This window comes from Neorhizobium sp. P12A, from assembly GCF_008365395.1.
Classification (GTDB): domain Bacteria; phylum Pseudomonadota; class Alphaproteobacteria; order Rhizobiales; family Rhizobiaceae; genus Rhizobium.
In genome coordinates this window covers 1-23,055 of sequence record NZ_QOVX01000037.1, presented here as the reverse complement: position 1 = coordinate 23,055, position 23,055 = coordinate 1, and the positions used below count along the sequence as shown (strand labels likewise).

The 23,055-nt window shown below is 57.9% G+C and carries 18 protein-coding genes and 3 pseudogenes; 7 read left to right on the top strand and 14 right to left on the bottom strand.

Annotated elements, in window-relative coordinates; all coding sequences use genetic code 11:
* Positions 1-123: pseudogene (locus DTW90_RS37960) on the top strand (IS5/IS1182 family transposase); the annotation flags it as partial.
* A 398-nt stretch (positions 124-521) separates the two neighbouring features.
* Here DTW90_RS37960 and DTW90_RS35310 read toward each other — a convergent pair.
* The 9 genes and pseudogenes from DTW90_RS35310 to DTW90_RS35275 form a co-directional block, all read right to left on the bottom strand.
* The gene (locus DTW90_RS35310) at positions 522-2,438 is read right to left on the bottom strand and encodes a transglycosylase domain-containing protein (protein ID WP_246665176.1); all 1,917 of its coding nucleotides are present in this window, start codon (positions 2,436-2,438) and stop codon (positions 522-524) included.
* A 383-nt stretch (positions 2,439-2,821) separates the two neighbouring features.
* Complete coding sequence (locus DTW90_RS35305; protein ID WP_149344661.1) at positions 2,822-3,898, bottom strand: cation diffusion facilitator family transporter; 1,077 nt, start codon at positions 3,896-3,898, stop codon at positions 2,822-2,824.
* A gap of 189 nt (positions 3,899-4,087) precedes the next feature.
* Positions 4,088-5,140, bottom strand: coding sequence for a lipocalin-like domain-containing protein (locus DTW90_RS35300; RefSeq protein ID WP_246665175.1), 1,053 nt, complete (start codon positions 5,138-5,140; stop codon positions 4,088-4,090).
* Positions 5,141-5,150: 10 nt separating this feature from the next.
* Positions 5,151-7,570 (bottom strand): annotated as a pseudogene (locus DTW90_RS35295) (ABC transporter permease).
* A complete protein-coding gene (locus tag DTW90_RS35290; protein WP_149344657.1) occupies positions 7,567-8,226 on the bottom strand; it encodes an ABC transporter ATP-binding protein in 660 nt (219 codons plus the stop codon). The pseudogene DTW90_RS35295 and the gene DTW90_RS35290 overlap by 4 nt, the downstream one beginning before the upstream one ends.
* Before the next feature lie 566 nt (positions 8,227-8,792).
* Positions 8,793-8,939: a hypothetical protein gene (locus DTW90_RS37465; protein ID WP_188080173.1), complete on the bottom strand. Its 147-nt coding sequence runs from the start codon at positions 8,937-8,939 to the stop codon at positions 8,793-8,795.
* A 72-nt stretch (positions 8,940-9,011) separates the two neighbouring features.
* On the bottom strand, positions 9,012-12,272 hold the full coding sequence (locus DTW90_RS35285; protein ID WP_149344655.1) for an error-prone DNA polymerase: 3,261 nt from the start codon (positions 12,270-12,272) through the stop codon (positions 9,012-9,014).
* Complete coding sequence (locus DTW90_RS35280; protein WP_149344653.1) at positions 12,269-13,780, bottom strand: DNA polymerase Y family protein; 1,512 nt, start codon at positions 13,778-13,780, stop codon at positions 12,269-12,271. The genes DTW90_RS35285 and DTW90_RS35280 overlap by 4 nt, the downstream gene beginning before the upstream one ends.
* Positions 13,701-14,453 (bottom strand): ImuA family protein, encoded by a 753-nt coding sequence (locus DTW90_RS35275; RefSeq protein ID WP_149344651.1) that lies wholly within the window; start codon positions 14,451-14,453, stop codon positions 13,701-13,703. Before DTW90_RS35275 ends, DTW90_RS35280 begins: the two co-directional genes overlap by 80 nt.
* A 254-nt stretch (positions 14,454-14,707) precedes the next feature.
* Between DTW90_RS35275 and DTW90_RS35270 the strand changes: the two genes are divergently transcribed.
* Positions 14,708-15,619: a DNA polymerase IV gene (locus tag DTW90_RS35270; RefSeq protein WP_149344649.1), complete on the top strand. Its 912-nt coding sequence runs from the start codon at positions 14,708-14,710 to the stop codon at positions 15,617-15,619.
* Between the two features lie 150 nt (positions 15,620-15,769).
* Here the strand turns inward: DTW90_RS35270 and DTW90_RS35265 are convergent, their stop codons facing one another.
* On the bottom strand, positions 15,770-18,022 hold the full coding sequence (locus tag DTW90_RS35265) for a CDC48 family AAA ATPase (RefSeq protein WP_149344665.1): 2,253 nt from the start codon (positions 18,020-18,022) through the stop codon (positions 15,770-15,772).
* Positions 18,023-18,176: 154 nt separating this feature from the next.
* On the opposite strand from DTW90_RS35265, the pseudogene DTW90_RS35260 reads away from it, so the two are divergent.
* From DTW90_RS35260 to DTW90_RS35245, 4 genes and pseudogenes are all read left to right on the top strand, one after another.
* Positions 18,177-18,599: pseudogene (locus tag DTW90_RS35260) on the top strand (ribonucleotide-diphosphate reductase subunit beta); the annotation flags it as partial.
* Positions 18,600-18,874: 275 nt separating this feature from the next.
* On the top strand, positions 18,875-19,258 hold the full coding sequence (locus tag DTW90_RS35255) for a hypothetical protein (protein ID WP_149344647.1): 384 nt from the start codon (positions 18,875-18,877) through the stop codon (positions 19,256-19,258).
* Between the two features lie 28 nt (positions 19,259-19,286).
* Positions 19,287-19,760, top strand: a complete 474-nt coding sequence (locus DTW90_RS35250; RefSeq protein WP_188080172.1) for a hypothetical protein — start codon at positions 19,287-19,289, stop codon at positions 19,758-19,760.
* Between the two features lie 157 nt (positions 19,761-19,917).
* Positions 19,918-20,376, top strand: a complete 459-nt coding sequence (locus DTW90_RS35245) for a hypothetical protein (RefSeq protein WP_149344643.1) — start codon at positions 19,918-19,920, stop codon at positions 20,374-20,376.
* On the opposite strand, the gene DTW90_RS35240 is transcribed toward DTW90_RS35245, so the two are convergent.
* Positions 20,373-20,540 (bottom strand): transposase, encoded by a 168-nt coding sequence (locus DTW90_RS35240; protein ID WP_132528685.1) that lies wholly within the window; start codon positions 20,538-20,540, stop codon positions 20,373-20,375. The genes DTW90_RS35245 and DTW90_RS35240 overlap by 4 nt on opposite strands.
* A gap of 197 nt (positions 20,541-20,737) precedes the next feature.
* Positions 20,738-21,919: a M20 aminoacylase family protein gene (locus tag DTW90_RS35235; protein ID WP_149344641.1), complete on the bottom strand. Its 1,182-nt coding sequence runs from the start codon at positions 21,917-21,919 to the stop codon at positions 20,738-20,740.
* Positions 21,920-22,092: 173 nt separating this feature from the next.
* On the opposite strand from DTW90_RS35235, the gene DTW90_RS35230 reads away from it, so the two are divergent.
* A complete protein-coding gene (locus DTW90_RS35230) occupies positions 22,093-22,323 on the top strand; it encodes a hypothetical protein (protein WP_149344639.1) in 231 nt (76 codons plus the stop codon).
* A 64-nt stretch (positions 22,324-22,387) separates the two neighbouring features.
* Here DTW90_RS35230 and DTW90_RS35225 read toward each other — a convergent pair whose 3' ends face one another.
* Together DTW90_RS35225 and DTW90_RS35220 are read right to left on the bottom strand one after the other, a co-directional pair.
* On the bottom strand, positions 22,388-22,612 hold the full coding sequence (locus DTW90_RS35225; RefSeq protein WP_149344637.1) for a hypothetical protein: 225 nt from the start codon (positions 22,610-22,612) through the stop codon (positions 22,388-22,390).
* A 137-nt stretch (positions 22,613-22,749) separates the two neighbouring features.
* Positions 22,750-22,968, bottom strand: a complete 219-nt coding sequence (locus DTW90_RS35220; protein ID WP_149344635.1) for a hypothetical protein — start codon at positions 22,966-22,968, stop codon at positions 22,750-22,752.
* Positions 22,969-23,055: the final 87 nt, after the last annotated feature.

The window sequence follows — 23,055 nt, the reverse complement described above, 5'->3', positions numbered from 1 at the left end:
AACCGGCTCAAGCAGTTCCGCCGTGTGGCAACCAGATACGACAAGACCCGGAAATCCTTCTCTGCATTCCTTGCGTTGGCCGCAGCGAAGATATGGTTGCCATACTTTGTCAACAGGACCTAAATGCCCGCCGGGATCATCAACGGCTTGGTTTCATCGCGGCAAAGCGATTTGTTCGGAAACTCTGCCATGGGTTTTGATCACCGGGACCTGGTTTCGCGAAGCTCGTCTCCGGGACGAGACGGCGATGCCTGACGACCCTGATCGTCAAGATAGACGTCGCTAGTCGCGAAAGAGTATCGCCTTCGTCATGAGGCATTTTCCAGCCTGTATTCGTCCTACAGCTCATGACCTTAGCCTAAAACGTCGCCGCTAAGCGAAATCCTAAGACGGGCGCGTTGGGGCGCGGATCGGACGGCCCGATGGCCTACTTTGAGTTTACACAATAACGCGAATTTCCTCGATCGAGCGCACGCTATCGGAGAGGCCCTATTGGAGCGAGCAGTCAGCACTGCAGGCCCTTACGCCGCATCAGCTGTCACAGTCGCTGTCAGCTCATCGGGCCCAACCTCGTTGCGTGGCCAAAATCTTCGGATCGATCTGGTGGCACCGAACAAAAGACACATATCGACAGCCAGCGCCGCACCCGCTGGAATTCCGTAGACGACGAAAAAGTCATCCAATTTGATCTGATACCACAGTCGGCCTTCGGCGAACGGCCCCCTCGATACCGTAGCACCGACAGCAGCTCGATTGCGGTCCGCCCAATAGGCATCAACAACGCTTCCGAAGGACTCAGCTGCCTGAAAGCCGGAAAGGCGGTTTCGCAATCTCGTTCGCGAATCCCTTGTATAGATCACACTTCCAGTCCAATTATTGGTGAATCCCGCGAAAAGAGCGTCCTCGTTATCGTTACTGGTTCCGGTTTTCCCGTACACAGCAGCCGATCTAAGTTGCCCCCGCGCGGCTGCTCCGGTGCCATCGCCCGTTGTCGGGAGTGCAAGAAACGTCCTCAGCGTGGCAGCTTGTGCATTGCTGAATATCGCGGGCCGTTTTCCAGGCCGATACTGCCATGTCACCTCTCCTTTTGGCGTTAGCACCGCTAGGGTCGCATGGGCCTGGACTTGCTTTCCCCCATCGGAGATAGTGCCCATCAACGCCGCCAACGAAAGAGCGTTTCCGGAAATGCCGCCGGTCGAAGCGAGCAGATAGTTGTCTGGAGCGTGGAAGCCGAGCTTCGTTGCCAGGGCACGGACACTGGGGCCTACCGCGCTTGCGAACCGGACAAACGCCCGATTGCAGGAATACTTGAACGCTGTCGACAGCGACATTCTCGGGAAGCATCGCGGATCGGTCTCATCTGGCGAATATCCGGCCGGGATCGGCTCGTTCGAAAATGCACCTTGAAAACTCACGCCCTTCTTCAGGCCGGCTCCGATCACCAAGGTTTTGCCGACAGACCCTATCGAACGGTTCGAGAGCCACACTGAGTTCCAGCTGGCGTCGACGTAGGGCTGCCCGGCCATCGCCAGTATCTCCGCGTTCTTGTTCAGAAACGCTCCAGCCAGCTGGTAGCCGGGCCTTATGGCAATTTCATCCGCGGCCGCTTGCATTTCAGGCGAGAGGGTGAGGAGAATTCGGTAGCGTGCGGGAACATGGACGTGTTCCGCCGCAAGCTCATCGAGAGCCCTGTCACGGAAACGGCGATATTCCACCTGTTCCGAACTGTCGGGATTGAGAAGGATTGTCCCGCCCAGAATACGCTTCTTCGCTTCTTCGATCGAGCGCGTCGCCTCGGCCCGCGAAATGAAATTCATCCCCACCGCCTGGTTGATGACCTTCACGGTGGCCTTGAAGGAGTCCTGAGGATAATCGACTGGGTTTCGATTGGCCGGACTTGGAAGCATCGCCACCAGCATGGCAGCCTCCATGAAATCCAGATTCTTGGCTGACTTGCTGAAGAACAAGCGGGCACCCTGTTCGAACCCAAATCGCCCGCCGCCGACATAGGCGATGTTGAGATAGATCGTGGCGATCTGGCGCTTTCCGGCGATTTTCTCGATCTCGCGGGCATAATACCATTCCCGGAGTTTTCGACCTTTCGTTGCCTGCGACGTCGGCTCCCGATTGGTCAGCAGCAGCATTCGCACGACCTGCTGTGTAATCGTGCTCGCACCCGATTGCCCCGCTCCGCGGACCATCGACCAGATATTGTATCCATCATGGACAAAGAAGCTGTGGTCCTCGGACGCCACTACCGCCTTGTAGAGATTGTCCGAAAAGTCGCTTTCTTGATAGGCACTCGGACATAGGAGCCTAGTCGTGTCGGCGGCGTTTCCTGCTTCGAAGACATTCGTCAGTTGGCAATGGGTCAAAACGTCTGTGAGGACGGCCTGATTGATAGGATGTGCCAGGAGAGAGCCCACCAACGAGGGCATTGTGCTAAAACAATAAAAGGTCGGCACGAACAGTGCCAGCAAGACCAGAACGAACCGCCTCATTCCCTGTCCTTCGGGCAGCAGCAGCTGCGCAGAAAGAGATCATGCCATGTATTTTAGAGAAAAATAGATCTCGTTAACCTAATTTATTTTCTGCTGCTGCCCTTGATTTCGGCTTCAAAGACTACCGCTGTCTTCACCGTTTGGGCTTAGCGGCCATGCTTGGCGGCGCTTCGTAGATCAAGAACGCATCGAACTCGCCTTCCGGACACCACATCACGGTCCCATCCGGAGTAGCGACTTTGTCTGATATCAAAACCAGTTGGCCGATCCGGAGCGGCACCGGATAAACGGCGCAGTCTACTGGACCAAGAAGGAGCGCGTCACAGCGAGGTGTAAGGCGTCGTCGCTATATTTTGCACCCGGGCAAAACATGTCACGGGCGCGCCTTTCCCATGCAGCTCTGCGTAATGTTCCGGCGACTGCGGTTTGATGAACAGGGCAACGATCTGAGGAAACCCGACCCGCAAGCCTGCTTCGATTTGGGCGATTGCCGTCTCAAGCTCCTCGGTATTCAAATCTGGTTTGAATGCGACACTTATAGCCACAAGCAGTTGATCCGGCGAAAGGTGAACGCTAACAACGCCGTTGACGGCTTTTACGGATCCGGCTGCTGCGACCGTGCCGATTATTCCTTTGACGATTTCGGGATCGGCGGGAACACCGATCAGAAGCGATTTACTTTCGGTCGCAAGTTTGAAAGCCGTCACCGCAAGAATGGCAGCGATAACCACGGAGGCCATTCCATCGTACGCAGCATTGCCGGTTGCCATCGACGCCAACAAGCCGAGGGTTGTCACCGCTAGCCCCATGAGCGCGGCGATGCCACCAAAAAGTATCGTCATCGAGGTTGGGTCTCTCCGCCGTACAAGGGATTGGTACAGGCTCTCCTTGGACCTCCCGTGCTTGGATTTGCGAAAGGCTTCCCTCAAGCCGATGATCTCTACGGCAGCCGAACACGCGATCACGGTGAAGTTGAGGGTATGGCCCTCGATCGGAGCCGGATGGATTATTTGACGTAAGCCTGCCAGGAAGGCGACGCCCGAGCCCAGTGAGAAAATCAGAATAGCGACCACGAAATTCCAGAAGAAAACCTCGCGGCCATAGCCGAGTTGGTGTGCAGGTGTCCCCCGTCGCCGGGAAACGATCAGGCCATAGAGGAGAATAACTTCCGTGCTCGCGTCAATAAGGGTGTGGACGCCCTCGCTGATCATCGCCGAGCTTCCCGATAGGAAACCAGCGAAAAACTTGATCGCAGCGACGACTATGTCGCCCGCGAGCGCGATAAGTACAGCTCGTTGACCCGCACCGCTCCGATGGATCGACTGCGGATGCAGCTTCTGGGCGCTGGAAGTCAATCGTGGCGTAGCAACGGGATGTTTCGCGTCTAGTTCTGTCACAGGGCACCCTTCCTCGCTTCAGCTTTCGATCCTACCACGATCACCGCAGAAACTCCCGTGAACGGCCATGCCTCGATGTAAAATCCCTTGCAGCCACCCTCGAGTCCGCATTTCGCGCGGCGACAGTCCGAACGTGGTTCATGTGGCGATGGACATCGATAATTATTGCCCTTTTCGGGCCGAACCGCTTCAATATCCCGTCATCTCGAGGTAGCCTACTCCAGCGTGATTTCCGGAAATCCGGATTGGCCCCTCCCAATATGGGAATTGACTGTCGACCCAGGATTCATTGTTCAAGGCAGATACCATGATATCCAGGTTCTTCGACGGAAGTTGCAGCCGCCATTGAACCGGAACATCCCTCCCTCTCACCGACGCCGTCTTGAGAGGGTTGATCCTGAGTTCATTCGCAGCGATTTCCATGGGCCTGCCGTCGGGAAAAATCCATGTCCCGGACGTGAAGCCACCTCCGGAAGTATCCCGGAGACGGAAGCCCATCATTTTCGACCCGTCGTCGAAATGCAGTGAAAACCAGTCCCATCCCTTTTGATTGGCAGCCAGCGGCTGGCTGGACCACTCACGGTCAAGCCAAGCCTTCCCGTTAACTTCCACCTTCTTGCCGGGCAGTTGGAGGGTTCCTGAGATCGAATAGAACGGCTGGGAGTAATAGTAGCTGGCTTGGCCTTCCGCAGATTTGACCGAGTACCCATTGTCACCCTGCGACACCACCGGTCCCTCGGCCCCAAGGTTTAGCTGATATCCGAAATCGGCTCCCGTCGCCGACATCGTCAGCTCGGAAAGCTGGTCGCTGCCGTCTGGAGCGCTTGTCGCCCTGAGTGCCCATTCGTCGATCCATGCGTCGAAGGGACTGATGGTGACGCCCGCCTGCCCGACCCCGCCGCGAGCGAGGCGTTCTGCCGAAAATTGCCTGTCAGGCGTGGTAATGGCCGCGTTGCCCATCCACACCTGCGGGCTGGACCAACCGTCCCTTTCTCCAGGAGCAGCGGCGGACCGGAACAGGGTCCATTGAACCCCATAGTCAAGGCCATCATTGCCCTTGAGATTGGCCGTCACATACCACCATTCGATCCGGAAATCCGGATGCGGAGCATGGTCGGCCGGGAACTGGAAATGCAGCCCGGGCTTCGGGATAGCGAAGCCCCGTGCTGTCGATCCGAGGCCTGCAAAACCCTGTGCATAGCAAGCTACTGCCGAAGGCACCAGTAGACCGAAAACGAGGATCGAGCGGAAGCTAGCGTTCACTTGCAAACACCTTCAGCAGTGTCGAAGGCGTAACCTTCGACAGTCTCCGTAAGGGGACGGCCGCGGAGACAAGAGCGGCGATGACCGCAAGTCCGGCCAGACGCAGCCAGTCGCCAGGAAAGAGCCGTAAGGGCAAACGCCATCCGAATGCTTCCACATTGACAACCGCCAGCAAGACCCAGGCGAGAGCGATACCGACGGGGATGGCCAAAATGAGCGTCATGAGCACCAGCAACAAAGTCCGCCATAACTCGAGCGCGACCAGGTGCCTCCTCGTCAGCCCCATCGCCCATACCGGTGCGAGCTGTGGCAGCCGCATTCTTGCAAGCGTCGACATACTTGCGAACAACGCAATGCCAGCAACTCCCAGCGTCAGAACGTTCAAGGCCGCGGTGACGGAGAAAGTTTGCTCGAATATCTGAATGGATCGCTGCTTCAAATTCGCTTGATCGATGATGTTTTGCGGGGGAAGACCGAACTGCCCGATCAGATCCTGTCTCAGTTGCTCGATCCTTCCCGGAGATACCCGTACGCCAAACCTCAGACGTGGCACGTCGGGGTAATGGTCCGTCAAAACCTTGATGCCCACAATGGCCTGTCCGGTCGGATTGCCGTAGTCGGAATAAACGCCTGCAATGGGAAGCAGCCAACCGCCGGGCAGTGAGAGGATATCGCCAAGGCGGTGATGTCCACGCCGATAGAGCTGCTCATTGACCAAGACGGCTCTGCCACTTGCTATCTGGTCCCACGCATCGGGGCGGGCTTCGAGCAAAGGCCAATTGTCTCGGTACGTCTTGTCATCTGCTACACCGAACACTTGCCCGGGTAAGCCATCCAGGTTCCCCTCCGTATTCCAGACGGGCAATACCGCTTCGACACGGGAGCGTAGCCAAGTCGCAAGTTTGTCCCCCTCCTGGTCCGTTCTCGCAGTCAGATAGAGTTCCGAAGCCAGCCTCTGGTCCAGCCAACCGGTGAAGGTGGTCCGGAAACTCGCAACCATCGTGCCCACACCGACGTTCGCCGACAGGGCGATCAGCAGCGCCATCAATGCCAATGCGAGGCCAGGAATCTGTTGCCGGGTGTCGGCCCAGAACCACGTGGCTACTGGCTTTTTGAATACTTTTTGAATAGATGTGACATCAGCGAAAGGAAAATGGCTAAGAGACCGGGCAGCAGCAGAGCAGCTCCCAACAGCAAACAGGCAAGAACGCCGAATCCGGCGACCAGCCCAGAGCCCCATCGTACCAAGCCGAGCGAGGTCAGGAGCAGAACCATCGAAATCGCAGACTGTCCGATGATCAGTCGTTCCGACGCAAGTGCCCAGGCCCTGGGTTGGGCCGGAGCAAGAAGCGGCATACGCGATATCTGCCAAAGGCTCTGTGTCGCCGAAAGAGCTGTTCCGAATATGGCGATCGCCATCCCGCTCAGCACCCAACTGCTTCGGAATGCCAGGCTTCCATCGACGCTCGCTCCATAAAGACTTCGAAGAGTGGCAGCGACGCCGGGGAGCAGGAATGATGCCAGGAAGTATCCCAAAACAACGCCGACAGTTCCCGAAATCATGGCGAAGACCAACAGTTCGGCTGCGAGGAGACCCGCCAGCGTTATAGCCGGCACGCCAAGGGATCGAAGCGTCCGGAACGTTGGACGCCGCTGCTCGAAAGCTAACCCTATCGTTGAGTAGACGATGAAAAGACCAACGGCAAACGCCAGAAAGCCGAACGCCGTGAGGTTCAAATGGAAGCTGTCCGTGAGACGACCGATATCGGCCTGACCATCTGGCTTTTTAAGAAAGAGCTCTGGGGCGAGGACCGAAAGCGCCTGCCTTCCAATCGGCTGATCCGGCGCGACGACCAGCCGCGAAATCTGCAACGGCTTCGCGAGGAGCCCTTGAACGATGCCTATGTCGGCAATGGCCGTCCCAGGTAGCAAGCTCCTGCTGCTCACCAGCTTCGGAGTTACAGACCCCTTCAGCTCGTCGGCTATCTCCGGTGAAACATAAATGATGCCGGGTGGAGTGATAAAAGCGGCTAGGTCGGAGGTGCTGCCTAGCGAGCCAGCGGACGCGCCTTGTGGTAGGCTTATGGGGTCGATGCCAAGAAGATGGATATGGCGATTGCCGACCCTCCAGTCGCCTTCCAAAACCGGAGAAACATTCCAGCCGGCGCGGCTCAGGCGAACAAAAACACCCTGTCCGACTGTCTCCCCACTGATGGGCACCAGCTGGTCAAATCGGTCTTGGCCGAGGACAGCCGCTGCTCTGTCGTAGCTCGCCCTCGCCTCGGCATTGATTGCCTGAACTCCCGACCACAATGCGGTTGCCAGGCAGAGCCCGAGGAGCAGTAGCGCGAGCTGCATCGGTGTACGCCACCAATGGGACAGGAGCGCACGAAAGGTGGCGGCAATCATGATGCGAACCGTCCGCTGGTCAGCGTGAGTTGTCTGTCCAACCGGGCGGCTAACCTCGTCGAATGGGTAACCATCAGCATTGCGGAACCTGTTTCCGCAATGAGCTCCAGCATCAAGCTCATTACGGCATCGCCGTTCGCTTCATCCAGGTTTCCCGTCGGCTCGTCCGCGAGTATCAGCAATGGCCGCATCGCAAGCGTGCGCCCAATGGCAACACGCTGTTGCTGCCCGCCCGACAATTGCTCAGGATATCGCTTCATCAGACCGACGAGGCCAAGCTTTTCTGCAAGTCGGTTTTCCCAGGAAGTATCGGCACGACCCGCCAGACGCGCGTGGAATGCCAAGTTCGCGGCGACGTCCAGCGAGGGGATCAGGTTAAACTGTTGGAAAACGATCCCGACCACGCTGCGCCTAGCGGCCGCTCTTGCTTTGTCGTCCAGGTCGGACAAGATATGTCCTGCCACGTCGACGCGGCCGCTATCGGGTTTGTCCAGGCCTGCAGCAAGATGTAGCAAGGTGCTTTTGCCGCTTCCGGACTCTCCGGTCAGAGCAAGGCTTTCACCTGCTGCGAGATCGAGATCGACGTCGATAAGGACGTCAAGCCTGCCCTCGGCCGTATCGAAATGTTTGCTTACGTTCTGCAGCGACAAGACCATGGACTAGACGCACCCGCTCTTCGACTCGTGGTAACAGCCTTGCCCGTGTCATTGGAGGGTGTCCAGCGAGGGAATGGAATTCAAATCAAAGTCGGCCTATACCTGAAGGAGAAGATGCTCCGAAAAATCAGTGCCGTGAAGCGAGATGCGCTGGTGGAAACGTTGTTTCCAGACCTTGATCGATCAACGGTACGCATTGTCGTCGAGGCTGCGCCGACCTCCGGCTGTCGGCTCTGAGAAATAACCCATGGATTTCAAAGATGTGCCAAAAGCGCAATGACGTCGACACCGTGGTCAGCCAGTTCCTGCAGTGTTTTTGGGTAATAACCGTGCGATCGGCAACGGCCGAAAGGTATGGACCAGAATTCGGGGGTTGTCTTTCTGCGGAAATCCCCTGATTAAACGATTAGCTAGCCGAGTTAGCAATGCAATTCGTTGCAACCACCCCTCGCGGCTATCTCGGCTAGCTGGCCCCCGTCCCACGATACTGAAGGCTGAAGTATAGGCTGGATTCCGTTACCGCCATCCGATTTCTGCGGACACGCGTGTTATGCAGGCGAGCCTGTCTATTCCTGTATAGGAACATGCTCCAACAGTTCGGTATCGAGATTGGCCTGGCGTGCATTCATGTTGCCATCGAACCACAGCAATTCCGCGAACGTCCGATCATCCGGCTGAATTCGCAGCTCGACGACAAGCATCGCAGGGATCATATCCCCCTTGCGCGAACAACGTTCCCACGCCTGATGGTTTCATCCATGGCCGTCTCCCAATTTGGCTGCAATTTAATGGAAGTTTCGACTTTTGATCTTCAGCTGATCGATATGCAAATCGGGGATGAAGATATCCCTGGTTTTTACTGCCGCTTTATCGCGCTGATCCGGTCTTCCAGGCGAGCCATGGGCGAATTCGTCCCCTCGCCCGGTCGGCAATTTGAAATCTCCATTGAGCTCCGCCAATCCTGACAGGTCGCCGGACAGATCGAAAATCTGCTGGGCAATCAGGTGTATCACCTCCCCTTCCCTTTGAATTCGCCCGCGGATCGCCATCATCGATGCGCCGAGCGCCACGCGACGGCGACGCTCGAAGAGCTTCGGCCAGATGACAGCATTGGCGGGGGCCGTCTCGTCCTCGATGGTCAGGAATATCACGCCCTTGGCGCTGCCCGGTCGTTGGCGCACGAGAACGAGCCCCGCTGTCATCAGCCATTGGCCGTCGCGAGCCGACATGGCCTCGTTGCAGGTGACGATGCTTCGTTCGCTCAGGTCCTTCCGCAGGAACGAGATCGGATGCTGGCGCAGCGTCAATCCGACATGGCTATAGTCCTGGATGACATTGTGACCTTCCGTCATCTGCCGGAGTTCAACCTCAGGCTCCAGCTGTTCGGCAATCGCCTGTTCCTGACGCTCGGCGGCAGCCGCAAACAAGGGAAGCGGCTCATCGCGCAGCGCCTTGATCGCCCAGAGCGCATCACGCCGTTCTAGGTGCAGCGACGGCAGGAAGGCATCCGCTTCGGCCAGTTCCACAAGCGAGGTCGCCGGAATACCGGAGCGCCGCCACATGTCGTCGACGCTTTCGAAGGGTTGATCCGTACGGGCGACAACGATCCTCGCGACGTCGGCGGCCGCTAGCCCTCGAACCATGCGCATACCGAGCCGGACGGCATGATGGTTGGAGCCTTCGACCTCTTCGAGCGTGCAATCCCATCGCGATCGGTTGACGCAAACGGGTCGGACCTCGACGCCATGTTTGACCGCATCGCCGACGATCTGCGCAGGTGCATAAAAGCCCATCGGCTGGCTGTTCAGCAGCGCTGCGCAGAACACATCCGGGAAGTGGCGCTTCACGTAGTTGGAAGCGTAGGCGATCAGGGCAAAGGATGCCGCATGGCTTTCCGGAAAGCCGTAGCTTCCGAAACCTTCGAGCTGGGAAAATGTCTTCTCGGCGAACTCGGGCGAGTAGCCCTTGTTGACCATGCCATCGATCAGCTCGGTCTTGAACTTGCTGACGCCGCCCGTGAACTTGAAGGTGGCCATCGATTTGCGGAGCTGGTCGGCTTCGCCACCGGTGAATCCCGCGCAGACCATTGCGACCTTCATCGCACTTTCCTGGAACAGCGGCACACCCAGCGTCTTGCCGAGCACAGCCTCCAGCTCCGGTGTCGGATACTCGACCGGCTCCTTGCCCTCACGGCGACGAAGATAGGGATGCACCATGTCCCCCTGGATCGGGCCTGGGCGGACGATCGCCACCTGGATCACCAGGTCGTAAAACGTCCTGGGCTTCAGCCTCGGCAGCATCGCCATCTGCGCCCGGGACTCGATCTGGAAGGTGCCGAGTGTGTCGGCCTTGCGGATCATCGCGTAGGTCGCCGGGTCCTCCTGCGGAATGGAAGCAAGATCGAGCGGCGCTCCCTTGTGCTCCTCGATGAGCGCGAATGCCTTGGCCATGCAGGTCAGCATGCCAAGCGCCAGAACATCCACCTTCATGAACTTCAGCGCCTCGATATCGTCCTTGTCCCACTCGATCACCTGGCGGTCGGCCATGGTGGCGGGCTCGATCGGCACGAGGTCGTCCAACCGATCATGGGTCAGGACAAAGCCGCCCGGATGTTGGCCGAGGTGCCGGGGCGCTCCCATCAGCTGCTGGGCGAGCTTCAGCGTCAGGGCAAGACGGCGGTCTTCGGGGTTGAGATTGTTTTCCCGAAGGCTGCTGTCGCTGACCAGTTCCTCCGACCAGGACCACATGCCTGACGACAACGCCTTGATGACGTCTTCCGGCAGGCCCAGCGCCTTGCCGACATCGCGGATCGCGCCCTTTGCCCGATATCGCGTCACCGTCGAGCAGAGTGCAGCCTTGTCATGGCCGTAGGTGCGATAAATCCACTGAATGACCTCCTCGCGCCGCTCGTGCTCGAAGTCGACGTCGATATCCGGTGGTTCGTCGCGTTCTTTCGAAACGAAACGCTCGAACAGCAGATCGTTCATTTCCGGATCGATCGAGGTGACGCCGAGAATATAGCAGATGGCGCTATTGGCCGCCGATCCCCGTCCCTGGCACAGGATACCTTGAGAGCGGGCGTATCGAACGATCGAGAAAACGGTCAGGAAATACGGCGCGTATTGCATCTCCTTGATCAGATCGAGTTCATGCCTGACCGCCTTCAAGACCTTCTGCGGCAAGCCCTCGGGATAGCGGTCCGGGATGCATTCGCGCACGTAGTGCTCCAGCGACTGCTGCGCATTCATGCCTTCAGCCAGCGCCTCCTCCGGATACTGGTAGGTCAGTTCCTCCAGGGAGAATTTGCAGCGTTCGACGATTTCCAGAGTTCGTGCGAGCGCTTCCGGGTAGCGAGAGAACAATCGCTCCATTTCCTCGGGCGGCTTCAGAAATCGGTCGGCGTGCCGTTCGCGCTCGAAGCCGACATCGTCGATGGTCGTGTTGTTGCGGATGCAGGTGACAACATCCTGCAGCTGGCGGCGTCCCGGTTCGTGGAAGAGCACGTCATTGGTGACGACGGTCTTCAGCTTGTGATGGGCTGCCATGTTCGACAGCTCGTGCAGACGAAGCTGGTCGTTCGGCCGACGCCGCAGGCAGAGAGAGACATAACCCCGGTTTCCGAAGAGTTCCGACATCCTGCGCATCTGCACCGCACAGGTCTCGTCCGGGAGATCGGGCACCAGGATGCCGATCAGACCGTCGCAGTAGTGGGCGATGTCATCGGCGTGGAGGATGCATTTGCCCTTCCCGCCCCTGCTCTTTCCCAGTGTCAGGAGACGGGTCAGCCGGGAATAGGCGGCGCGATCGGTCGGGTAAACCAGGATCGACATGCCGTCCTGAAGGTCGAGCCGACAGCCGACGACGAGCCGGACACCTGTTGCTCGCGACGCTTCCAGGGCGCGGACGATCCCTGCCAGGGAATTGCGATCGACGACGCCGACCGCTTGAATGCCAAGGTCCCTGGCGGTGGCAAACAGTTCGTCGGCGCTGCTTGCCCCGCGAAGAAAGCTGAAATGGGTGGTGACCTGCAATTCGGCGTAGCTCATGCGAAGACTCCATGGAGAAACCATTTGTGCGAACCGGTCTGTGGATCGACGCCGTCACCGGACCGGTAGACCCAGAGGCGCTCGCCGCTGTCATCCTCGACGACGAAATAGTCGCGAACCGCCTGGTATTCGGCACTCCGCGTCCACCATTCACCGAACACCCGCTCGGGGCCGTCGGCTCGCACGACCCGCCGTCGCTTGCCGCGCCAGGTGATACTTGCCGGTGGATAGTCCGGTATCAGCGCGATCGCCTCGATCTGTTCCGGATGGGCAAGAAGCCGGACCGGGCGTCGCCAATGATGGGTCCAGGATTCGATCACGTCACCTGCCCCAGCCGCGACCTTGCGGACGCTGCGTTCGGGAACATCCGAGGCGACCGCCGTCACCCGGTAGACCCGCGCCCCCCTGTTTCCAAAAATATCGATCAGCGGGGTAATGTCCGCTGTCTCCTCGGCAATCAACGACGACGCCTTCTGCTCCTCGGCGAGCGGTTCCGTCATGATCGCGACGAGGGTGAGCTTCTCGATCCCAAAACCAGGCTCGATCTTTTCCGTTCGGTCGCGGAACAGTTTTGTCAGCCAGGCAATGTCGCGAGCGGGCTTTGCCGTTCCCGCGCGGATTGCCTGCCTGACACCATCGACCTTCTCGACGATCAGGTCGGTTCGTCGGACACCCAGTCCCTTGCGCTGCAGCTCAGTGACCAGCTGCACGACCAGCCGACCGACATATTTGTTGATCGTTTCGGCCGCCCCGATGGGTTCTGCAAAGGACCGGCTGACCTCGATCATCTCGGGCGGCCGGATCGGATCGATCGGCTCGGAGAGACGCCCGAACATCTGGTCGAGACGACGTCCGATCTCGGGGCCGAAGCGGAGCGTCAGCGGCGCACGCGGCGTTGCCGACAGCTCTCCGACGGTTCGAAAACCAAGCAGGTGCAGATCATGAACGACCTTCTCTGGAAGGCGAAGAAGCGCGATCGACAGTTTCTCGACGGCGGCAAACGTCTGGCCTGGCGGAACGATGACGGTCTCGCGGGTGATCGCCCGGGCGCAGGCATGTGCTGCCCCCCAGGTATCGGCAATCGAGACCCTTGCCGTCAGCCCCCTCGCCCTGAACCGGTTGGCGATACCGGTCAGCATCATCTCCTCGCCGCCCTGAAGGTGATCGGCACCTTCGGTGTCCATGATGATGCCATCGGGTGCATCCATGGCAACGACAGGCGAATACTGGCCGAGCGCCCAGAGGGTGATGCGTTCGAGAGCTGCCACATCTGCACCCGGATCGGCTTCCATCATCAGAAGCTCCCGAAACAGCGCCTGCGCCTTGGCGGCTGGCATGCCGATCTTGATGCCGAGTTTCCTGGCTGTCGTGTCGATTGCGGAAACCCAGCGCTTGGAACCGCTTCTGGCGATGACGACGATCGGCGTGTCAGCGGGAATAGAGGGATCGGCGCGGCGGATACGATCGGTCGACAGTTCCGGCAGAAAGATGGATACGACCCTCGTCATCACAGGCTCCAATCATGAACTCAGCACACTCGCCCGCTTTCACGCGCAGCAGTTCCAGCAGCCAGCGAGGACGACCGACGCCTGGAACCGGCAATTGCTCCGACGGCAGCACGCTCACTCGCCACCGTGTCGTCGAGGCCGTCGGCTGCCCGAAGTCCGACGCCTCGGTCTGTCGCCGCCAGCGCCGGACGACGAGCGCCATGGTTCCGGTCTTTTCGGCCGCGAGTTGGAGCCGTCTGCTTGCGACCATCGGCAGCCTGACGATCTCTCCGACCACGGCTCCAAGACTGCCGTAGGAAAGGCCCTCCTCCATCGAGGCGAGGACCTCTTCCTCCTTGTCCGTTTCGACGAAAACAAGTCTGTTCGGATGCAGGCCGGCCTGCGCCAAAGCTGGAAAAAACAGGTCCGGTCTCGTCATGCACCAGAGGACCTGGCCCTTCGTCCTTGCGGCAATGCCAGCAACGAACAATGCGGCCGCAGCACCGTCGATGGTGCCCGCTCCGCCTCCGGCAATCTCGTGCAGAGCGCCATATGCAAGGCCACCGCCAGGCAGAACGGCGTCGATCTCGGGGACCCCGAACGGCAGATTGTCGAGCTTTCGCGGCCCCCCACCCTCGAACGCTGCGATGCGATCACGCAGTTCTGTTATGACTTGCTCGCGGGCAGCCGACATTGATCACGAATCCCGCTCAGATCGCGTTGAAAAGGACGGCTTCAGACCGTTTGAATGTTGATGTTCCCTATCTGTTCCTTTAAATTACAGGAGTCAAGGCATTGCTAAATAGGAATATTGTCTCGTGAATTTGTGGCGACAGAATTACCTCATTGAATCAGTGAGGTACCCTGAAACCGGGCCCGTAAAATTCTTTGCGCCCGAAATGTCGTGTGGTTTTTGATAAACTCCCGGCTTCGCTCATGGATTTTCAGATGCAGGAAGATACATCGCCCGTTCGCAAGATCATCCACGTCGACATGGATGCTTTCTACGCCTCGGTCGAACAGCGGGACAACCCGGAACTCAGAGGCAAGCCTGTGGCCGTCGGCTTTGGTGAAGCGCGTGGTGTCGTGGCAGCTGCGAGTTATGAGGCCCGCAAGTTCGGCGTCCATTCGGCGATGGCGTCCGTGACGGCGATGCGCAAGTGCCCGGATCTCATCTTCGTCAGGCCACGCTTCGACGTGTACAGGGCGGTATCCCTTCAGACCAGGGCGATCTTTGCAGAATACACCCCGCTGATAGAGCCTCTCTCCCTCGACGAAGCCTATCTGGATGTGACCGACAATCTNTTCGTGGCAGCCCTCCCCGTCAAGAAATTCCATGGTGTAGGCCCAGCAACCGCCGAGAAGATGCAACGATTGGGGATCGAGACCGGAGCCGATCTCAGAGAGAAATCGCTGGACTTTCTCCAGCAGAACTTTGGCAAATCCGGCCCCTATTTCTATGGCATCGCTCGCGGCATCGACAACCGTCAGGTAAAGTCGGACCGGATTCGCAAATCGATCGGAGCCGAAGACACTTTCCGTAAAGACATTCACCTGCTCGGTGAAGCAGTAGACCGTATCGAACCTTTGGTCGGCAAGGTCTGGGGGTACTGTGATGCCAACGACATCAGGGCGCGCACGATCACAGTGAAGATCAAATACGCCGATTTCCGGCAGGTCACCCGCAGCAGATCGATCAGTTCACCACTCGCTTCCGAGGAGGAACTCATGGATATCTGTCAAAATATCCTGACGGCCGAATTCCCTATAAAGAAAGGCGTGCGGCTGCTTGGTGTCACCCTTTCCTCGCTGGAGAAGGCCAACTCTGCGACACAAGAGCAGTTCGATCTGGGACTTTGAGATCGCCGCGTTGCAAACGCGACGGTGTCTGATTGCGCAGCGATAATCTTTTCGAAGTGGCACTATTGGGTCGGGCTTGCTGCAGCTAGGCATTGGGGACCAACGCGGCCCCTTTTGTGCTGTCGCGGACGTCGTTCGACCACAGCCATGTCATTTTTTCGCCAGGCCAAGCGGGGTGAAACCGATCTGCATCCGCTGTGGGTTCTCTTGGCGAAGCGTACGAAGCATTTCCTCGTATTCCCGCTCCATCTCAGGCGTAACCGAGGGACGAACCTCCACGAGCGCCTTGGCAAAGTCGCCACCGTCCACCTTGGTCGTATCGATCGATCGCCTCAGAGCGATCAGACCTGCACGCCTCGTCAAGTCCTCCAAATCCGCACCAGTGAAGCGCTCGGTCTTCTCCGCGAGGCCGTCAAGGTCGACGCTGCTGGCGAGGGGCATATTCTTGGTATGAATGCCCAGTATCTTACGCCGCGCCTCAAGGTTCGGGACAGAGACGTAAACCAGTTCGTCGAAACGTCCGGGTCTCAGAAGCGCCGGGTCTAGCAGGTTCGGACGATTGGTTGCTGCCATAACGACTACGCCCTGCATGTCCTCTAGACCATCCATCTCCGCAAGCAACGTGTTCACCACGCGTTCGGTCACGGCAGGTTCGCCGAATCCGCCGCCGCGAGCCGGCGCAAGGGAGTCGATCTCGTCGATGAAGATGACGGTTGGAGCGACCTGTCTTGCCCGCTCGAAAAGGCGGGAAACCTGCTGTTCAGACTCCCCGTACCATTTCGAAAGTAGGTCCGAAGACTTGGTGGCGACGAAGTTGGCTTCCGCCTCACGGGCGACGGCCTTGGCTAGAAGTGTTTTGCCCGTCCCCGGGGGGCCGAAGAGCAGGAAGCCTTTGGCGGGCCGGATGCCCATGCGCTTGAAGGATTGCGGAGACCTAAGGGGTAGCTCCACACCCTCTTTCAGCTTTCGTTGAGCCTCGTCGAGACCGCCAACGTCTTCCCATCGGACATTGGGTGCCTGGATCATGATCTCGCGCAGCGCGGAGGGTTGGATGCGCCTCATGGCGGACACGAAATCGTCCTGTGAAACCGTCAGTCTCTCCAAAATTTCAGACGGGATTCCTTCCCTGAGGTTGATGTCCGGTAGAACGCGGCGCAGGGCGTCCATGGCGGCCTCCCTGACGAGTGCACCAAGGTCGGCACCCACGAAGCCGTACGTCGTCCTCGCGATCTCGTCCAGGTCAGCATTCTCAGAAAGCGGCATACCGCGCGTGTGGATCGCCAGAACCTCGCGGCGTCCGTTTTGGTCCGGGACACCAATTACGATTTCGCGATCGAACCTGCCCGGTCGCCGCAGCGCTTCGTCGATGGCATCACGCCTATTCGTTGCGCCGATGACGACGATGTTTTGCCTGGGTTCCAGACCGTCCATCAGGGTGAGCAACTGCGCCACGATACGGCGCTCGACTTCCCCGGTAACCTGCTCCCGCTTCGGAGCAATGGAATCGATCTCGTCGATAAAGATGATGGATGGAGCATTCTGCGCCGCCTCCTGAAAAACCTGACGTAGACGCTCCTCGGATTCGCCGTAGCGGCTCCCCATGATCTCGGGTCCGGCGATGTGGTAGAAATTAGCCTCTGTTTCGTTCGCCACTGCGCGTGCAAGCAGCGTCTTGCCGGTCCCCGGAGGACCATAAAGAAGCACGCCCTTCGGCGGATCGATACCAAGGCGCTGGAATAGCTCCGGATGGCGCAACGGAAGCTCGACCATTTCCCGCACCTGGTCTACGGAAGACCCAAGGCCGCCGATGTCATCATACGTGACGTCGGCGCGACGAGCTTCTTTCGGCTCCTCGAACTGCGGGCGCAGCTCGATGACTGTCTGCTCAGTAACCTGCACGATGCCACGAGGCTGCGTGGAGACGACAACAAGCCTTATCTCCTGCAGGCCGTAGGCTGGAAGATTGATCCGGGGATCATTGATCCTCTGCTGTACCGACGTCGAAACCACGTCACCAGACGCCATCGGGCGATGGAGGAAGACCCGATGTAGAGCGTCACCCGAGCCTTGAAGCGTCAGATTTTTCTGCGCAGGGGCGAGGATAACTTTTGTGGCCGCCCGCGCCTCGGCCTTGCGGACCTCGATATGGTCTCCGCTCGTTGCTCCCGCGTTCACCCGCAGTAGGCCATCGAGGCGAATGATATTGAGCCCCTCGTCCTCCTGATACGCACTCATTGCCAGCGCCGCGGTATGTCGCTTGCCGATGAGCTCTATCAGATCACCCTCGCGGATACCGATTTTGCGCATCGCATCATTGGAAAGGCGCGCAATACTCGCGCCAGCATCCTGCGGCCTCATGCTCGCGACCTGCAACGAAAAAATATGGTCTTCCGAACCCGACATAGCGCCCTCCAAAGTCGTCGGTGAAATTGCTTGCTCGATAAGTAGGGGAGAAACGTACCTTTCAAAGGTGTGGGCGGTCTTGCAAAACCTTAGCCTTTGGAGAACTTGGAACTCCGTTGCGTTCCCACAAGCGGCGGGCCTCAACAGGCAGCTCAACACCGCCGACATGATCCGGCTGATCATCCGCGACGAGGCCGTCCACGGCTACTACATCGGCTACAAGTTTCAGCGAGGCCTAGAGCGGCTATCCGAAACCGAGCGCCAGGAGATCAAGGACTTCGCCTTCGATCTGCTGCTCAAACTCTACGACAACGAGGCGAAGTACACCGAGGCGCTCTATGACGGCGTCGGCCTGACCGAGGACGTCAAGAAATTCCTGCACTACAACGCCAACAACGCGCTGATGAATCTCGGCTACGAGGCGTTGTTTCCAGCCGAATCCTGCAAGGTCAATCCGGCGATCCTCTCGGCACTGTCGCCGAACGCCGACGAGAACCATGACTTCTTCTCGGGATCGGGTTCATCCCATGTCACCGGCAAGGCTGTCGCGACCGAAGACGAGGACTGGGATTTCTGACACAAAGAACTGCGGGAGCGCGACCCGTATGGGCCACGCGGCACGACGTGGCTCGGGCTTGCATCGGAAGGCAAGCCCATTCTCAAAAGCTATTAATGTCCCCTCTGGTGAAATCCGATCGATGGCAATCATCACCTTTCGTAGTCTCAACAAGGGTGTCCTTCGCCGAGAGAAATAGGCCGCGAGGCGACAAATCGTCAGACCTATCGGCGTTCCGACCTATTGATATTGATCGGCTCGATGACAATCTGATGATTGTGGTTGGAGTTTGAAAAATGCCGTATGTGATCCTCGCCCTGTGTGCAGTGGTGTGCACGTTTTTCCTGGCACGCCTGCTGGTCGCTAAGACGTGTTTAGTTGAAAAGGCCATCGAGGATACGATCGCTCGCAAGCTTTCAGCTGCCGCGCCGAAGGTTGAGCTGGAGCGCCTGCGAGAAGAAAACGGCGTGATGCGGAATCTGTTGATCGATATGGTCGAAAATGAAGGAGCTTCTAGCTCAGCCAAATCGCAGATGTCTGCCGCAGAAAGCAAGCAGGCGATGAACGCTCGTATGCAGAGGAGGCGCGAGATTTTTGGCGAGGCGGTTTATTTACTCCGGCAAACAGAAAAATCGCGAACCGGCGTCCGCATCGCGATAACACAGCCCCCTGAATCATGACTTTTCAGATTGGGACGGAAATTAGATTGTGACCTCAAAGGACCCGTCGTTTAGGTGGCCATTAGCCCTTTGGCCCTTGCGCATAGCCGTCGTAACGCTCGTTCTCATCACCGAAATCGCGCGACCACTTTATCGCCCGTTGGTGCAGTGGTTCTCTGGACTGGCGCTAGTTAAACAGCTCGACCCCGTTATCGGCTCCCTGCCCCGCCTTGCTGTCCTGATCCTCTTTGCTGTGCCATTTGCCGTGGCGGAGCCTCTGAAGATTTACGCGCTGGTGTTGATTGCGAAGGGCCGTCTCGTCGTTGGCCTGACGATTATCGTGTTCGCCTACCTGATGAGCTTTGTCCTCGTCGAGCGTATCTTCCACGCGGGACGCGAGAAGCTGCTCACCTACAATTGGTTCAAATGGCTGATGGAGCGCGTTGAAGTGGTACGGCATTGGTCTCATGAGATTGCGAGCACCATTGCCAAGCGGGTTCGCCGCATTCTGCAGATCGCTTGAGCTTCTTACCCATATCGTGGTCGACGTCCCTCGGAATGCGAAAGCATCGCGGCACGGCTGACCTCGGTGGTAAGCGTCCGGTCAGGTATTTGATTATCGACATTCCCCGGTGATAGTCATTGGGATATGACAACTAGGATCCAAGGCGCATGCTATCGTGGGCACGAGTTTTATAACACTAGGGCGAGACCGTTCGGGGATCGCAACTTCGACCCACAGTAAAATGGTGGGATTTTGGGCAAACGATTCCTTGTTAGAACTATGGTTGCGGCTATTGGCACTTCACATTGATGAGCCGTCCAGCGCGAGTGACTACGGACACAAAATTAGAACACAGTGGCTCCTGGCTTCAAAGCACCACTTCGTGGGGGCCGTGCCCCATGATCTTGAAGAATTCACCGCAACGACAGAAGGATTCGACATCGTCAGGAAAGCTGTCAATTCACTTTCCAGGATGATTAACCAATTGGACCAACCAATCCAGTACCAGACGCTAAAGCTCATGGGTTTTGACGCGCTGTGGTCGAAGGACATTGCTGTTGATGAGCTTCAAGAAATCGCGCTAAAATTTGATGATTTGCTGGAATCAAGGATATTCACGGTCGCCAGCGACTAAGCAACTGTGTTTCTAGGTAAGTATCCGGTCAGGCTATCGTGCGGACGGGCGACATCGACGATCCTTGCGCCTGCCACGGCAGCCTCTTCCAATATCGACAGCTTGTCGTCATCAGACCAGTCACGCCGACGCTCCACACCCGTCAAAATCTCAGTACGACCCATAGTTCATCCCTGATGACGTCGCTGGAGAAGGAATTAGGGACGTAACTTCAGGTGTTCGATGGAAATCTCAAAGGTAGGCTCACCGGACGCTTAACTCTCGACGAGCAGCGTAACGATCGTTCGCAGGTTCCCGGCTCGTTTACCGAGTACAAATCGCGATGGCCGGACTAGAGGCTATCGCACCACACCCCGGCAACTCACGCTGAAACCGGTGCGCCCAATCGACTATTGACCAGTGACAGCCAGTATTTCACTCCGAAAGAAATTGCACTGTCGTTGAAATCAAAACCCGGATGATGGAGATACTGGCTATCACCGTTGCCGATCAAGATGATCGAGCCAGGTCGCTTTTCCAGCATGTACGCGAAATCCTCCGACCCCATCGACTGGCTGTAGTGTGCGTCAACGGCATCCGTCCCTACAATCGAACGCGCGACGTCCAAGCTGATCTCGGTCATTTCAGGATCGTTTACGACCACCGGATAGCCCGGACGCCAGTCGATCTTCGCCTCGCATGAAAATAAGGCAGCGGTGGTTTTAACGACCTCACGGAAACGGTCTTCTACAGCTTTGCGAACCTTCGTGCTCATTGTGCGGATCGTTCCGCCAACCCGAACGGAATCTGGTATCACGTTAAGCGCTTGATCGTTTCCACCCTTGATGAACGTGATCGAAACCACGACGGGGTCAAACGGATCAGTGAAACGGGAAGCGATCGTCTGCAGTGCCGCCACCAAGTGGGTAGCCGCGATGATGGGATCGTGCGTCATATGGGGTGATGCAGCATGGCCTCCCTTGCCGTCGATGGTCACGACAAAGCGATCTCCTCCGGCCATAAACGGGCCGCTGCGTGTTGCAAACGACCCGACCGCAAGCCCCGGCTCATTGTGCATGCCATAGACTTCATCGATTTCAAATCGATCGAGAAGGCCTTCTTCGATCATGACACGGGCTCCGCCGCCGCCTTCCTCGGCAGGTTGGAAGATCAAAACGACCTTTCCCGCGAAGCTGCGCTGCTCAGCAAGACACTTAGCGGTTGCGAGCAGCATCGCTGTGTGACCGTCGTGACCGCACGCATGCATCATGTTGGGAACCTTGGAAGCATAAGGCAGATTGGTTTGTTCCGACATAGGCAGTGCGTCCATGTCGCAACGCAGGCCAATCCCCTTACCCGGTCCCAGTGCCCCTTGAATAACAGCGACGACACCCGACTTTGCGATACCGGTGACAACCTGATCGCATCCAAACTCGGTGAGTTTTTCTGCGACAAACGCAGATGTTTGGGGCAGGTCGAACAGGAGTTCCGGATGTTGATGGATTCTACGCCGCCAATCTGTGGCTTCAACAGCGATGTCTTCGATATTGAGAGGAGCGTTCATCAATTAGACCACCAGATTTCAATTTACGATTCGGCCGGGATAACCTTCCCTAGCAGACCGCCGGCGTGCGTCCAGTTCAAAGAACTGATTTCGTCTTTCCACAGCCTGTCGCTCGACGGTGTTCCATTTCCGGATTCATTTGCTAATGTAGCTCGTCCAACCGGGAGGGGTACATGGCGTATACAGGATTGGAACCGGACGGCATCTATTGGGCACGTCGAAAGGCGTCGAAAAGCGAACCTCTGACCGTTGTTCAGGTATCGACGCTTTTTGGCGACGAGCACGAGTACTGGACCCTGGTGCAATTGGGATCGGACCAGCATCATATGCCGGGCGACTTCGAGATCGTCGAAAAGATCACGGACCCCTCGCAACCGCGAGTGTTACGCCAGGCTGCCGAATAGCACCTTGAGCGAAATACTGTCTGCGACGGGCCGCCGGCCCTCCCGCGCCCTGAGAGAAGCGCAGTCAATAGCGCTCGTTTTGCAATCTATTCCTCCGCTCCGCGAGCAGTTCGTCGCCAACCAGCCTTTTACCTAAAACACTGAGATCAGTGCGCCCTGGAGCTTGCTCGATCAGCCCAAGCTCGCTCAAATGCTTACCCACGTCGACAGCAACCGAGTCGATTTCGTGCTGGTAAATACCGACGAGCGAATTCCATTCGTTGATGGTCAGTTCTCTTCTCGCAATCATCTTGGCTCTCCCGTTGCCGATCTGCGAACTGGCTCCAACCTAGCACAATTTTTCATCTCGAGGGTTGCGGTTCTCCGTGTACCAAAGGGTGAAGCCACGCCAGCGATCCTTTCGAAGTATCCCAGCGCAATAAGGAGTTATCGGGCCGCACCGTGTGCGGAGGGTCTCTCCTTCTCCCGCTCCCGCTTGGTTGTGTCCGCTGGACTTTCATCATCCTGCAATTTGCGGCGAACGCGTTCGATCTCTTTTTCGGAGGCGTCGACCGCAGCACCACTGTCATCTGGGATACCTGGGCCAGACGGGGCGATGCTGGCATCTTTCGGTCGGTCGTTGAGACCATTGGTGATCTTTGACATGGCAATCTCCTCTCTGAAAGAAGAACGCGATGGAGACCTTTTTGTGCCGGCGACCTAGGGGTGCCCTTCGAACATCGTTCTCAGCGG

Excerpts from the sequence above, each read along its gene's own strand:
- DTW90_RS35310 (WP_246665176.1), bottom strand. The coding sequence starts at position 2,438 with ATGCCCTCGTTGGTGGGCTCTCTCCTGGCACATCCTATCAATCAGGCC.
- DTW90_RS35290 (WP_149344657.1), bottom strand. The coding sequence starts at position 8,226 with ATGGTCTTGTCGCTGCAGAACGTAAGCAAACATTTCGATACGGCCGAG.
- DTW90_RS37465 (WP_188080173.1), bottom strand. The coding sequence starts at position 8,939 with ATGATCCCTGCGATGCTTGTCGTCGAGCTGCGAATTCAGCCGGATGAT.
- DTW90_RS35285 (WP_149344655.1), bottom strand. The coding sequence starts at position 12,272 with ATGAGCTACGCCGAATTGCAGGTCACCACCCATTTCAGCTTTCTTCGC.
- DTW90_RS35280 (WP_149344653.1), bottom strand. The coding sequence starts at position 13,780 with ATGACGAGGGTCGTATCCATCTTTCTGCCGGAACTGTCGACCGATCGT.
- DTW90_RS35275 (WP_149344651.1), bottom strand. The coding sequence starts at position 14,453 with ATGTCGGCTGCCCGCGAGCAAGTCATAACAGAACTGCGTGATCGCATC.
- DTW90_RS35265 (WP_149344665.1), bottom strand. The coding sequence starts at position 18,022 with ATGTCGGGTTCGGAAGACCATATTTTTTCGTTGCAGGTCGCGAGCATG.
- DTW90_RS35255 (WP_149344647.1), top strand. The coding sequence starts at position 18,875 with ATGCCGTATGTGATCCTCGCCCTGTGTGCAGTGGTGTGCACGTTTTTC.
- DTW90_RS35240 (WP_132528685.1), bottom strand. The coding sequence starts at position 20,540 with ATGGGTCGTACTGAGATTTTGACGGGTGTGGAGCGTCGGCGTGACTGG.
- DTW90_RS35235 (WP_149344641.1), bottom strand. The coding sequence starts at position 21,919 with ATGAACGCTCCTCTCAATATCGAAGACATCGCTGTTGAAGCCACAGAT.
- DTW90_RS35230 (WP_149344639.1), top strand. The coding sequence starts at position 22,093 with ATGGCGTATACAGGATTGGAACCGGACGGCATCTATTGGGCACGTCGA.
- DTW90_RS35225 (WP_149344637.1), bottom strand. The coding sequence starts at position 22,612 with ATGATTGCGAGAAGAGAACTGACCATCAACGAATGGAATTCGCTCGTC.
- DTW90_RS35220 (WP_149344635.1), bottom strand. The coding sequence starts at position 22,968 with ATGTCAAAGATCACCAATGGTCTCAACGACCGACCGAAAGATGCCAGC.